This window comes from Micromonospora sp. NPDC050784 (assembly GCF_044456765.1).
GTDB lineage: Bacteria > Actinomycetota > Actinomycetes > Mycobacteriales > Micromonosporaceae > Micromonospora > Micromonospora foliorum.
In genome coordinates, this window is sequence record NZ_JBITGG010000014.1 from 58,214 (window position 1) to 70,798 (window position 12,585).

At 69.6% G+C, this 12,585-nt stretch carries 11 protein-coding genes; 1 reads left to right on the forward strand and 10 read right to left on the reverse strand.

The window, feature by feature from the left end:
* Positions 1–78 precede the first annotated feature (78 nt).
* The 10 genes from ACIBD9_RS19945 to ACIBD9_RS19990 form a co-directional block, all read right to left on the reverse strand.
* Positions 79–1,095 (reverse strand): hypothetical protein, encoded by a 1,017-nt coding sequence (locus ACIBD9_RS19945; RefSeq protein ID WP_396719600.1) that lies wholly within the window; start codon positions 1,093–1,095, stop codon positions 79–81.
* Positions 1,092–1,973 carry an ABC transporter ATP-binding protein gene (locus tag ACIBD9_RS19950; RefSeq protein WP_396719602.1) on the reverse strand — a complete coding sequence of 294 codons (882 nt, stop codon included), beginning with the start codon at positions 1,971–1,973 and terminating at the stop codon, positions 1,092–1,094. The genes ACIBD9_RS19945 and ACIBD9_RS19950 overlap by 4 nt, the downstream gene beginning before the upstream one ends.
* Positions 1,970–2,359, reverse strand: a complete 390-nt coding sequence (locus ACIBD9_RS19955) for a GntR family transcriptional regulator (protein WP_366341689.1) — start codon at positions 2,357–2,359, stop codon at positions 1,970–1,972. Before ACIBD9_RS19955 ends, ACIBD9_RS19950 begins: the two co-directional genes overlap by 4 nt.
* 135 nt (positions 2,360–2,494) lie before the next feature.
* Positions 2,495–3,319 carry a 5-deoxy-glucuronate isomerase gene (iolB, locus tag ACIBD9_RS19960; RefSeq protein WP_396719604.1) on the reverse strand — a complete coding sequence of 275 codons (825 nt, stop codon included), beginning with the start codon at positions 3,317–3,319 and terminating at the stop codon, positions 2,495–2,497.
* Between the two features lie 44 nt (positions 3,320–3,363).
* Entirely contained in the window at positions 3,364–4,548 is a 1,185-nt protein-coding gene (locus ACIBD9_RS19965) for a glycoside hydrolase family 88 protein (RefSeq protein WP_396719606.1), read from the reverse strand.
* Positions 4,549–4,632: 84 nt separating this feature from the next.
* Entirely contained in the window at positions 4,633–5,310 is a 678-nt protein-coding gene (locus tag ACIBD9_RS19970) for a hypothetical protein (protein ID WP_396719607.1), read from the reverse strand.
* Between the two features lie 5 nt (positions 5,311–5,315).
* Positions 5,316–6,212, reverse strand: a complete 897-nt coding sequence (locus ACIBD9_RS19975) for a carbohydrate ABC transporter permease (RefSeq protein WP_396719609.1) — start codon at positions 6,210–6,212, stop codon at positions 5,316–5,318.
* Entirely contained in the window at positions 6,212–7,075 is an 864-nt protein-coding gene (locus tag ACIBD9_RS19980) for a carbohydrate ABC transporter permease (RefSeq protein ID WP_396719611.1), read from the reverse strand. Before ACIBD9_RS19980 ends, ACIBD9_RS19975 begins: the two co-directional genes overlap by 1 nt.
* Positions 7,076–7,191: 116 nt before the next feature.
* Complete coding sequence (locus tag ACIBD9_RS19985; RefSeq protein WP_396719613.1) at positions 7,192–8,496, reverse strand: ABC transporter substrate-binding protein; 1,305 nt, start codon at positions 8,494–8,496, stop codon at positions 7,192–7,194.
* A 43-nt stretch (positions 8,497–8,539) separates the two neighbouring features.
* Positions 8,540–10,537, reverse strand: coding sequence for a DUF2264 domain-containing protein (locus ACIBD9_RS19990; protein WP_396719615.1), 1,998 nt, complete (start codon positions 10,535–10,537; stop codon positions 8,540–8,542).
* Positions 10,538–10,938: 401 nt separating this feature from the next.
* Here ACIBD9_RS19990 and ACIBD9_RS19995 point away from each other — a divergent pair, with 401 nt between their 5' ends.
* A complete protein-coding gene (locus ACIBD9_RS19995; protein WP_396719617.1) occupies positions 10,939–12,078 on the forward strand; it encodes a substrate-binding domain-containing protein in 1,140 nt (379 codons plus the stop codon).
* The last annotated feature ends 507 nt before the right edge of the window (positions 12,079–12,585 follow it).

Genomic DNA, 12,585 nt, shown 5'->3' on the forward strand with positions numbered 1-12,585 from the left:
CCTAGGTGTCGCGGCAGAAACCATGGGTTGACAGGCCGGTGGGGGCAGGCGCTCCGCCCGCCCCCACCGGCTGTGCCGTCACACCAGTCGGCGGCGGACCCACCAGAGGGAGAACAGGGACAGCACGACGGTCAACGCGACCAGCACGCCGAACTCCCGCCATTGCAGGTTCCAGAACTTCGAGCCGGGCACGTAGGTCACTTTCAGGCTGAGGTTCTGCTCGCCCAGCCATCTCTGGCACGCCCCGCGCCCACCGGGCGCCCTCGGCCCGCACTGGGTCATGTCGGCCGGACCAGTGAATTCCGCGCCGGTCGAGGTGATCGTGGTGCTCGACACGATCCAGTCACCCCTGCGGTCCGGCTGGGCATGGACCGTCATCCGACCGGTGTCGGAGCTCATCGAGATCCCGTAATCACCGTCGAACTCCAGAGGGCTGACCGTGGTGACGGGCTGAGCCAGCCAGGGGCGCACCACGAACGGCGCGGCGATCTGGAGGCTGACCACCACCAGCAGGGTCACCGCCATTGCGGCGAGGGTCCGCCGCAGCAGCAGCCCGGTGGCGACACCCACCACGAAGGCCAGCGTCGCGTAGCCAATCGGCACAATCCCCCGGGCCGCGAACACCAGCGGGTTCATCCGGTCCGCCGAGGCCCCGTCGATCGGCTGCGCCCACTCGGTCAGCACCAGGCTGAGCAGGCCGGCACCGAGTGCGGCGGCACCGCAGCCGGCCGTCAGTTTGACCAGCAGCCAGCGGCCGCGGCTGACAGATTGGCTGAAGACCATACGGTACGTGCCGGTCTCCAACTCCCGGGCCACCAACGGCGCGCCCCAGAAGATGCCCACCAGGGCGGGCAGCAGGTACAGGGCCCCGATGGCGGCGATGTGGAACTCACTGGCCCATCCCGGTTGCAGCGCCTGGAGGAATGCCTCGCCGGCGTCACGGCAGGCGTCGCCCTGGCAGCCGGTGTACCCGGTCTGCGTGGCCAGCTCCGTCACCTCCGTCCAGGTCAGCGCCAGACCGGCAAGGAGCACCAGCAACAGGGTGCCGGTGGCCAGGGCCGGGGTCCGGAACTGTCGCCAGGTCATCCAGATCATCGCTGTCCCTCCAGAACCCGGTTCGGCCCGTCGCCGGCGGCGCCGCTCATGTACGCCAGCACGATGTCCTCCAGGTCCAGCCGGTCGACCTGCCACGTCGGGTCGACGATCGGTGCGGTGCTGCGCACCACCAGGGTCGACTGCACCTCGGTGTGGCTCTGCTCGACCAGGGCCCGCCCGGCGCCCAGGTCCGCGGTGTCGCGCCGCTGCCCGACCAGGCGGTGGTGGGTGGCGAGCAGGTCGTCCACGTCGCCGGCCACCCGTACCCGGGAGGCGACCAGCACGATCAGGTGGTCGCAGACCCGTTCCAGGTCGGCGACAAGGTGCGAGGACATCACGATGGTCATGCCCTGCTCGGCGGTCAGCTCCATCAGTCCCTGTAGGAAACTGCGCCGGGCGAGCGGGTCGAGTGCGGCCACCGGCTCGTCGAGCAGCAGCAGATTGGGTCGCTTCGCCGCGGCGACGGTCAGGGCCAGTTGGGCGCGCTGGCCGCCGGAGAGCTTGCCGGCCTTCTGTGTCGGGTCCAGGCCGACCTGGGCGATCCGCCGTTCGGCGAGCGCACCGTCCCAGGAGGGGTTGAGGTGCGCGCCCATCCGCAGGTGATCGGCGACGGTCAGGCCGGCATAGACCGGGGTGTCCTGCGCGACGAACCCGACCCGGGGCGACCCGCTGACCGGTCGCTCGCCGAGCACTTCGATCCGCCCCGAGGTCGGATCGAGCAGCCCACAGGCCAGTTGCAGCAGCGTGGACTTGCCGGCGCCGTTCGGCCCGACCAGGCCCACGACGTGGCCGGACGGGATGTCCAGACTGCAGTCCTTCAGCGCGGAACGCCGTCCGTACCGCTTGCTCAGACCGTCGGCGGTCAGGGCACTAGTCATCCTCGGGCCTCCGAAAAGACCCGAAAGCTGCTGAGGAAGAGCGCCTCGATGCTCTCGTCGTCCAGGCCCGCCTCCCGCGCCTCGGTCAGCCAGCGCGTCAGGTCCCGTCGCAGTGGCTCGTGCTTGCTCAGCGAGTCGCCGCCCAGCGTGCGGGTGACGAACGTGCCCAGTCCTGGCCGGGCCGTGACCAGGCCCTCGTACTCCAGCTCGCGGTACGCCTTGGACACCGTGTTCGGGTTGATCGCGACCCGGGCCACGACCTCCTTCACGGTGGGCAGCTTGTCGCCTTCGTTGAGAACCCCGAGCCGGAGCGCGTGCCGTACCTGTCGGATGAGCTGCATGTACGGCGCAACCCCGGACCGTGCGTCCAGGTGAAACTCGATCACCTCATCACCCCATTCTACTAGTTACCTAGCACAATAGGGCCACGGGTGGTCCGTTGGCTACCGAATGACGTCACGTCGGAACGTCCGGCCACCCCCAGGTCGACGACGACGTTGCGATGGGTCCCACCAATGTCACTACAGGCCCAGGCTCCCCAGGGTCGGTACGGTCTGGCCCACCCAGGCGAGGTCGGCGTCCTCGCGAGCACCCTGGGTGCGTTGTGTGCCGGCCAGGAACCACAGGAAATAGGTGGTGTAGCCGGGTGCGCTGACCACTGTGTGGTACCCCTCGGGCATCATCTGCATCACATGGTTACGAATGGTGACGTTCTCCTCGTACCCGTCGTCGGTGTAGACCCGGCTGATGCCGAACCCGTTCGCTGGGTTGACGCGGTAGTAGTACATCTCCTCGTGTGCGGCCTCGGCGGGCAGGTCGTCTACCTTGTGCCGGTGCGGCGGGTAGGTGCTCCAGTTGCCCGAGGGCGTGTAGGTCTCGCCGACGATGAGCCGGCGGGCGGGCAGGTCCGGCTGGGAGATCTCGGTGAGGATCTGGTGGTAGGTACGGCCGAAGTTGGCCGCTCCCCAACGACCGCTCGCGACCTGATCCGGTGCGATGACGTAGGGGTCTGTGGCCAGTTCGCTGGGTGCGCTGGGTAGGGCTATCTCCACGGCGCTGAACGCCTCGACGGTCACCGAGGAGCCGGCCGGGATGTAGACGGAGTGCGGCTTGCCGGAGAAGACGTCCGGACGCTGGCCGACCTGCGGGAAGTGGCGGCCGGCGACGGTGAAGCTAGCCGTTCCACCGAGGATGACGGCCAGGATCTCCCGATCACCGGACTCGCCGGTCCAGGACTCGCCGGCCGACAGCCGCAGCAGGGTGAAGTCCAGCAGCCGGCAGGGATTGACGGGCAGGGTGTTCCGGCCGTCGGCGGCGGGAATGGTGCAGTGATAGCGGTAGTCCATGGTCACCTTTCGGGATGCGGGGCGGTGCGGGTCGGTCGCGGCGGTCACCAGGGGCTGATCCAGCCGGGGACGGTGGCGCGGGTGAGGGCTTCCAGGTAGAAGTAGTCGCCCCACAGGGTTCCCTCGTCGACACCGACGCTCTTGGGCTTGTCGTAGACGCCGTGCAGGATCAGCGCGTTCGAGACCGGATGGCCGCCGGTGGAGTAGTGGTCGATGAGCGAGCGCAGGATCTTGGTGGCGGCTGTCCGGTACCGGTCGGCGCTGGCCGTGTCGGTGAGGCCGTCGGCGAGTTCGACCAGGCCGCAGGCGGCGATGGCCGCGGCCGAACTGTCCCGCTCCTGGCCGCTGCCGTCGCCGAACTCCAGATCCCAGTACGCGACGTGGTCGTCGGGCAGGTGGGCGAGGAAATGGTCGGCGCAGGTCCTCGCGGCGGCGAGCAGCGCGGGGTCACCGATGTGCCGGTGGTTGAGGCTGAACCCGTAGATGCCCCAGGCCTGCCCGCGCGCCCAGCAGGAGTGGTCGGCGTGGCCCTGTTCGGTTTCCCCGCGCAGTGGCGCGCCGCTGTCCGTGTCCCAGTAGAAGGTGTGGAAGGTGGTGCCGTCCGGGCGCAGGATGTGCTGGCGCAGTTGAGCGGTGTGCCGGCGGGCCGCGGCGGCGTAGCGGTCGTCGCCGGTGGTCTGGCTGGCCCAGAAGAGCAGCGGCGTGTTCATGAGACTGTCGATGATCGTGCGCCCGCGTTGGCGCGGGTCGTTCAGGTCGCCCCAGGCCTGGATGATTCCGGCGGGTTCGAGGACCCGCGTCATCAGGTGGTCGGCGGCGGCGAGAGCCGCGTCTCGGGCCTGCGGGTCGCCGGTACGACGGGCCGGGGTGACGCAGGCGAGGGTGTAGAGGAACCCGAGGTCGTGGGTGTCCAGGTCGATGCCGTGGGTCATCCGGGCCGCGAAGCTGTCCACGTGGGAGAGCGCTGCCCGCAGGTGCCGTTCGTCGCCAGTCAGGTCGTGTGCCAGCCAGAGCATGCCGGGCCAGAAGCTGGTGGTCCAGCCGACGTTGGCGCCCTCGGGCTGGCCAGCACTCGGTGGCCGGAGCGGGTAGCGGTTCGCGTCGGTGGTGTCCGCGGGGTACCGGGCGCCGAAGGTGGCGATGTTCGCGTCGACGGTACGTATCGCGGCGGCCACCGCGGCCGCCATGGCCTCTGCGTCGGAGTTGGGACGGACGTCGGTCGCCGTCATGGATGCTGTTCTCCCTCGTGGGTCCGGTCCGGTGCCGGGCAGGTTTGTCGTCGGCGTCCCGGCTCGGTGGCCGGAACCTGGTGTTCAGGTGGTCTGGGGTGTGGTCGTCGGTGGGTCGAGGGCGGCGCGCAGGGTGAAGCGGCTGTTGGCCCAGACGACGTAGAGCAGTGGCGCGGCGGCGAGGCCGAGCGCGATCGCGGGGCGGGCCGCCAGGATCTGGGCGAGCAGCACGAGCACGAGCAGCGACGCGGCACTGAGGTACCACCGGCGCACCGCCAGATACACGCAGGCACGAGCCACGTCACGCAACCGCGCGGCGGGTCGGTCGACGATGGTCACCAACCCGAGCAGCGTGGTCGCGACGGTGAGGACGATCAGGGTCGCGAGGACCGGCAGGGCCAGTGCGCCGACCCGGTGGCCCCAGGCGGCGCGGGCGTCGACGGCGAGCACGACCAGGGTGGTCATGGCTGCCGCCGTCCAGAGCATCGCCGGCCGGGCGGTGGCTCGCCAGGCACGGCCGTAGGTGCGCAGCACGCCGCCGGAGTCGCCGACGGAGTAGGCGGACATGACCGCGAAGACCGCACAGAGCCCGGGCGCACAGAGCGGGGCGGTCAGCGCGTACAGCGGCCAGGAGCGCGCCGCCTCGGTGGTGAACGCGAGCGTCACCAGTGGCAGGCAACCGAGCACCAGCAGCAGGTTGGTGACGAGCGCGACGTAGATCCCGTCGAAGACGGCGGTGATCGTGTTGTGGCGCGAACGCATGGGCCTCAACCCTTCAGTCCGGTCGAGGCGACGCCCTCGATGAAGTAGCGCTGGCCGAGCAGGAAGATGACGGCGACGGGCAGCACGGACAGCACCGAGCCCGTCATGATCAGCGCGTACTCGGCGTTGTACTGGGAGATGAAGGTGTTCAGCCCCAACTGGATGGTGCGCAGCTCCGGACTGCGCAGGTAGATCAGCGGGCCGAGGTAGTCGTTCCAGGTGGTCGTGAACATCAGCAGGGCGAGGCTGGCAAGCGCCGGCCGGGACAACGGCAGAATGATCCGTCGGTAGATGCCGTACTCGCTGAGCCCGTCGACCCGCGCCGCTTCGCTGAGCTCCTCGGGGATCGTTTCGTAGAACTGCTTCATCAGGAACACGCCGATCGCGCCGAACGCCTGTATCGCGACGATCGACCACAGCGTGTTCGACAGGTGCATCTTCGACATGAGGATGAACTGCGGGATCATGTACGACTGCCAGGGCACCGCGATCGTCCCGACGTACGCCAGGAAGAGCAGGTTACGGCCGGGGAAGCGGACGCGGGCGAAGCCGTAGGCCGCGAAGCTGCCGGTGAACACCTGCAGGAAGGTGACGGTCACTGACAGCAGCAGGGTGTTCCGCAGCCACGTCGTCATGTCCGAGCGCTGCCAGATGTCGACGTAGTTTCGCCACACCACGGGGTCGGGAAGCCAGGTGATCGGGATGGTGAAGACGTCGTTGTTGGTCTTCAACGACGCCACCACCATCCAGAAGAACGGCAGCAGCAGCCCGACCGCCGCGAGCACGAGAACGGCGTACCCGACGAGCCGCCAACCCCGGGACCGGACCGGCCGGCGGGGCGCGCTGCGGTTGTCTGGCGCGGCGACGGCCGGGGTAGGCAGGGAGAGGTCGGTAGCGGTCATCAGCTGTTCCTCCGCTTGTTGACCCAGAACTGGATGACCGTGATGCCGAAGCAGATGGCGAACAGGACGATGGAGACCGCCGAGGCGTAGCCGAACTGGTTCTCCTCGAAGCCCTTCTGGTAGATGTACTGCGAGAGCACCAGTGTCGACTGGCCCGGTCCGCCGCCGGTCATCACGAGGATGAGGTCGAAGACCTTGAAGCTCTCGATGGTGAGCAGCACCGTGACGAAGAAGGTGGTGTGCCGCAGGCCCGGGAGGGTCACGTGCACGAACCGCTGCCACGGTGAGGCGCCGTCGGTCTCGGCCGCCTCGTAGAGCTGGGCCGGGATGGTCTGCAGGCCGGCGAGGAACAGCAACATGTAGTAGCCCATGTACCGCCAGGTGCCGACGATGATGACCGCCGGCATCGACCAGGTCGCCGACGCGGTCCAGCCCGGCGGATTGTCCACCCCGACGGCGCCGAGGAGAGCGTTGATCGGGCCGTACTCCGGGCTGAACAGCTGGTTCCAGACGACCGCGATCGCCACGATCGAGGTGATGTAGGGGAAGAAGGCGACGGTGCGGAAGAACCGTACGCCGCGCAGTTTGCGGTTGAGCAGCAGCGCCAGCCCGAGTGCTGCCGCGAGGGTCAGCGGGATGTGGAAGACGGCGTAGTAGACGGTGTTGCGCAGCGCGGTCCAGAAGCTCGCGTCGCTCCACATCCGCCGGAAGTTGGCGGTGCCCGTCCACTCGGCCACCCCGAAGACGTTCCAGCTGGTGAAAGCCACGTAGAACAGCACGACGACGGGTAGCAGGGTGAGCACGGCGAAGCCGACGAAGTTGGGCAGGATGAACGACCAGCCGGCGACCGTGTTGCGCGACACCAGCCGCCGGTTCCTGGGTCTCGTGCGCGGCAATGTTGCCATAGGGAGTCTCCGGAAGCGTTCGGCGTGGCGGCGGGGCCGGCGTGCGATTCAGGCGCGCCGGACCCGCCGTCAGCTCACTGGTTGAGGACCTCGTTCTTCGCGCGGGTCTGCGCCTTGCTCAGCTCCGCGTCGACGCCCTTGCTGTCGGAGAGGATCGCCGAGTGCGTCTCGTTGAGGAGGTTCTGCAGGCCGGCGGTGTGCTTCGACACCGGGTTCTCCGGCTTGACGGTGTGCTTGGCGTAGGCGAACTTCGACAGGTCGTCCTGCGGTACGCCGTCCAGCCCGAACAGCGTCGCGGTGACCGCGTCGGTGACCTGGGCCGGAGTGATGCCGATCCCGGCCAGCGCCTTGGCGGCGTCCGGGCCGGCCGCGTACTGGAGGAAGGCCTTGGCTGCGGCGGCCTTGGACTTGCTGATCTTCGGGTTGATACCCAGGCCGGTCGGGTCGCCGAAGGTGACAGGTGTGGCGGAGGTGCCGGTGGTGGACTTGTCGAACTGTGGGGCCGGGGCGATCCCCCACTGGAACTTGTCGGCGTCACCGCTCTGTCGCTGGTTGAGCAGCGTGGCCACGTACCAGGTGCCCATCAGCAGCATCGCCGACTGCTGCTTGCCGAACTGCGCCTGGTAGGTGAGTTTGTTGGTCTTCGCCGTGCCGAAGGTCGGCTGCGCGCCGGCCGCCTGCAGGTCCAGTGACCGCTCGTAGTACGGCTTCAGGTAGCCGAAGTCACCGGAGAGCAGGTCCGCGTTGGGGGTCTGGGCGAGCGCGAACCCCTGCACTGTCGACTGGAAGGTGTGCTGGTACGCGCCTGTCGCGTTCGAGCCGGCCCCCTTCAGCCCGGTGTGCAGTCGCTTCGCCGCGTCGGTGTAGTCGTCCCAGGTCCAGCTGCCGTCCGGCGGCGCCACCTTCGCCTTCGCGAACAGGTCCTTGTTGTAGAACAACACCCACGAGTCCTGCCGGTACGGCACCGCGTACGCCTTGCCGTCCACCTGGTACGGCGCGAGCGCCGGGCTCGAGCCGAGACCGGAGGCGGCGTCGGAGACGTCGAGCAGCTGACCACCGCTCTGGTAGGTGTAGAAGTTCTTGAGGGTCTTCATGACGTAGACGTCCGGGGCGGTGCCGGCGGCCAGGTCCGTGATCATCTGGGTGTCGTAGTCGTTGCCCGCGGCGTACTCCTTGAGCTGCACCGTCACGTTCGGGTGGGTCGCCTTGAAGCCGTCGGCGAGCGTCTTGAACTCGGGCGTGGACGACAGGGTCCAGCCGGCCAGGGTGATGGTCACCGGGGCATTGGGGTCGACTGGCTCGTCTCCGCCGCCGCAACCGGCGAGAACGAGCGTCAGGGCCGTCGCAGCGCTGATGACGGCCGGTATCGCACGCTTCATCCCTCTCTCCTTCGGGTCAAGGGGCCCGGACGGGCCCGCACTGCTACCAGGACGCCTGGGTGGGCCTGGCCTGCTCCGTGTCCAGACGGATCAACGTGCTGATTCCGTCGGGCCAGTCGACCGCCAGGTGGAGGCCGTGGCCGTCCTCGTCGATCACGGCCTGGCATGCCTGCCCGGCCGTGGCCACCGGCACCCTGGACAACTCGGTGAACGTGGCGACCCATGCGCGCGGCCGGACGGGGTGGTCCAGCCAGGGCACGACCAGCCCACCGGCCAGGGGCCCGCCGTGCGGAACGGCGGTGACACCGGCCGTTCCGCCACCGTGAACGCTGTCGAGCCGGCTGGTCAGGTCGGCCCCGGTCACGACCGCCACACCGCCGCCGGCGGTGGCCGTCGCATCCCCGGCAATGGCCCAGCCGCCGATCCGTAGTCGCAGCGCGCCCGCCTCGACGCCGTCGGCGAGGCCGTCGACGCGGGTCAGACGTACCTCCCAGGGGCCGCGGACCAGCGAATACACCGTGAGGTGCCCGGCCGGTCGGTACCGGCCCACGCGGCCGCCGCCGTGATCGCGCTGACCCGGATCCGGGTCGACCCAGTGGGCGAGGGCACGGGACCCGGCCACGCCCACGCCGTCGGTGTCGACGCGAACGGTCAGCAGGCGCATGCCGGTGCGGTGGGTGACCCGGCCCGCGTCGTCGACGAGAGTGACGGACTGGTCGAGCGGACTGGCCCAACCGCTGTCGTCGAGGACCGGGGTGGTGGCGGTGGAGTAGCCCAGTCGGGCGTAGAGCGGGGAATCTGAGACGGTGGCACCCTCGACGGCGTGGTCGGTGCCGTGGTTGACGACGCGGACGATGCCGTCGGCGCGGGTGCCAGAGACCAGCCAGCCTGGCGCGTGTATCGCCCGCACCGCGTCGCGCTCCTCCACCGGCAGCGGCTCCTCGGAAGCCGTCCACACCGGATGGTCGGCGGGTAGCGCGATGCCGAGCAGGCCCTTGCTGGCCCAGTACGGCGAGCCCGGCCCGGAGTACGACTGGGCCAGACGCGGCCACGGCCCGTGCCAGCCGAGGGTGAGCAGGCCTCGTTCGTCCAGGGCGCCGTTGGCGACGAAGTGACGCACGATGCGGGTGGCCGCGCCGCGCAACCGGCCGGGGCCGACCGAGGGCACGCCGGCGATGGCGCCGACCCAGAACGGCGCCGCCGCGGCGAAGCGGTAGGTCAGGCTTCGCCCCTGGATCAACGGTGAGCCGTCGGCGCCCACGAGTGCGACCGCGTCGCTCAGGAAGCGGTCGAGGCCGGCCAGGTCCCGTTCGCGGCGCTGCTCGGCCAGGTCCGCGGCGCCGGCCATCCGGGCCCACAGTGTCGGGTAGAGGTGCAGGGCCCAGCCCACGTAGTGGTCGTAGGCGCGGTGCGGCCCGTCGGACATCCAGCCGTCCCCGCGGGCGAAGCCGTCATGGGTGGTCAGGTCCTCGTTCATCTCGTCGAGCGAGTGCGGCCCGCCCACCGAACGCAGAAACGTCTGTACGACCAGCCGGAACCAGACCCAGTTGATCCGTGGGTACGTGTCGTCGCCGACCGCCGGGCGCAGATAGTCCACTACCCGCTCTCGCACCGGGGACGGTAGCCGATCCCAGATCCACGGGCGGGTCATGTCCAGGACCAGCGCGATGGAGGCCGCCTCCACCTTCGCCTGGGGGTGCTCGTCCAAACGCACCCAACGGTCGGGAGAGCTCGGGTCGGTGCCAGCGGTGATGCCTGCCGTGTACCGGTCCACGAGCTCGTCCAGGCCCACGCCTCGTGCACCCGCGATGCGGAACCCCGCCAGCAGGAACGTGCGGGCGAAACCCTCCAGTCCGTCGACGGCCCGTCCGTAACCGCCCTCCGGTCCGGGAAAGGTGACGAGGGCGTGTCCGGGCGACGCGAACGGCCGGGCGGCGGCGAGCATCCGGTCGGCGAGGGCCAACCAGTCATCCCGGCTCCAGGTCGCGGCGGTAGCCACATCCGAGTCCGCCGCCACCTGGCCCGTCGTTCCGAACATCATCCGTGGTCCTGTCGCATCGATCCGTCTCCGTCGACTGTGGCGAGCGGGGCGTTGCCCATGAATGTGACGCGCAGGCATCCGCAGGGTTTCCGAAGTAAAACGCTCACAAAGGAGCAAGTCAATGCCGTTCCCAAACCGATGTGGACACATCTGATCAAGAGCGCGCGCATGACCGCCTTGACACATCAAATGCTCTGATACGATCACAATCGTTCATAGCCGCTCTACCGTCCGAGGAGTCATGACCGTCGCAGGCGGAGCACGACTCCTATGCTCTTGAACGGATGGGGAGATCAACCGATCCGGCTCGCGATCGTCGTCACCGCGTTCGACAGGGCCGGCGAGTTCGCCCGCACCAGGCAAGAGCTCTCGCCGCACGAAGCGTTTCCCGGAGGTCCCCCATGACCAAGGACAGTCCTGCCGTCGCCACGGCGGAGGGGTCCCGAGGGCCGCTTCAGGTCGCCCGCCGCCAGCAACTGTTGGCAGCCCTGCAACGCGACGGCTCGATGCGCATCTCTGACCTGTCCCGCGTGCTTGGCGCCGCGCCGGTCACCATCCGGCGCGACATTGCGGATCTCGCCGCCGAGGGCTTGGTCCGCCGGGTCCACGGTGGGGTCGCCCTGATCCTGCCGGACGACGTCCCGGCAGCCGACGAGCCACCCGCCGCAGGCCCGGCCCCGCTGGTCGGGCGCGCCCTCGGCATGCTCGTACCCTCATTGGACTACTACTGGCCGGACGTGGCTCGCGGCGTCGAGGGGGCCGCCCGCGAACTCGACATGCGCGTGGTTCTGCGCGGCTCCTCCTACGACAGTGAGGACGACCAGCCGCAACTGGCCCGCCTGGTGGAGCGGATGGGCGTCGACGCGCTGATCATCGCGCCGAGCATGGACGCACCGACCGCCGAGCGCACCATCGAGTGGCTCGACCAGGTCGGCGTCCCGGTCGTCCTGCTGGAACGCACCGCCACGGTAGGCAGCCACCATGCCGTCATGGAGTCGGTGGTCACCGATCACGCGCTCGGTGCGGCCATGGCGGTGCGGCACCTCACCTCGCTCGGACACCGCAAGGTCGGGTTGGTGCTCGACGCCAACAGCCCCACCAGCCAGCACGTACGGCGCGGCTGGCTCGACGCCACGACCGAGTGCGGCCTCGACCCGGACGCCACGGTGGTGGCTCTGGTACCCGACGCACGGTCACCGGAGCGAGACAGCGTGCTCAACAGCATCCTCGACCAGTGCCAGGCGACCGGGACGGCGGCGTTGCTGGTGCACGCCGACGCCGAGGCGATCGCGCTGGTGCAGCACTGCGAGGAGCGGCACCTGTCCGTTCCCGGTGACCTCTCCATCGTGGCGTACGACGACGAGGTCGCCGGGCTCTTCAGCCCGCCGCTGACCGCGGTCCGACCGCCGCGACGCTCGATCGGACGAGCCGCCGTGCGTCTCGTCGCCGACCGGCTCGCCGACCCCGACCGTCCCACCCACCGGGTCGTCATCAGCCCATCGCTGCGGGTTCGGGGGTCGACCGCGCCGCCACCCGCGTAGACGGTCTTCCCGGGTGCGGAACGTTCGGGCAGGGCAGGCCAGGGTGATCCGGACCGTTTCCCTGACGCTGACGGGTCGGCCGTGACCCTGGTCCTGGCCGCCGGTGGACTCGCGCCCGGGGTCCGGTGGCCGGCCGCACCCCGCCGAGGAGCGCGCATGTCACCGGATGCGATTACGTGAGCGCATCGCTACTATGGGTCAGCAATCCATAGGGAAGGGGTCGTGCCCGCGTGCGAAGTCCCGTCACCGAGACCGCGTCGGCGTCTGCGCCGGGCCGATCCGCGCCGCTTGTGGCAGGCCGGCTGCGCAGGTTCGCCCGGCGGCTGGTGCTGATCGCGGTCGCCGTCGGGGCCGGTTTCGTCGTGGCCGCCCTGTTCCAGGGCCCGGCCGAAGCCGACGGGTTGCGCAGTGGGTCCGGTGACGAGCCTCATCGGACGGTCGGAGGTCTGGTCGAGTCGGTCGCGCGGCTCACGGTCGCCGAGCGCCCCAGCCAGGACCGCCCGCGAG

Bases quoted from the DNA above. Each gene is read 5' to 3' on its own strand.
- ACIBD9_RS19945 (WP_396719600.1), bottom strand. From the start codon at position 1,095: ATGATCTGGATGACCTGGCGACAGTTCCGGACCCCGGCCCTGGCCACC.
- ACIBD9_RS19950 (WP_396719602.1), bottom strand. From the start codon at position 1,973: ATGACTAGTGCCCTGACCGCCGACGGTCTGAGCAAGCGGTACGGACGG.
- iolB (WP_396719604.1), bottom strand. From the start codon at position 3,319: ATGGACTACCGCTATCACTGCACCATTCCCGCCGCCGACGGCCGGAAC.
- ACIBD9_RS19965 (WP_396719606.1), bottom strand. From the start codon at position 4,548: ATGACGGCGACCGACGTCCGTCCCAACTCCGACGCAGAGGCCATGGCG.
- ACIBD9_RS19970 (WP_396719607.1), bottom strand. From the start codon at position 5,310: ATGCGTTCGCGCCACAACACGATCACCGCCGTCTTCGACGGGATCTAC.
- ACIBD9_RS19975 (WP_396719609.1), bottom strand. From the start codon at position 6,212: ATGACCGCTACCGACCTCTCCCTGCCTACCCCGGCCGTCGCCGCGCCA.
- ACIBD9_RS19985 (WP_396719613.1), bottom strand. From the start codon at position 8,496: ATGAAGCGTGCGATACCGGCCGTCATCAGCGCTGCGACGGCCCTGACG.
- ACIBD9_RS19990 (WP_396719615.1), bottom strand. From the start codon at position 10,537: ATGATGTTCGGAACGACGGGCCAGGTGGCGGCGGACTCGGATGTGGCT.
- ACIBD9_RS19995 (WP_396719617.1), top strand. From the start codon at position 10,939: ATGACCAAGGACAGTCCTGCCGTCGCCACGGCGGAGGGGTCCCGAGGG.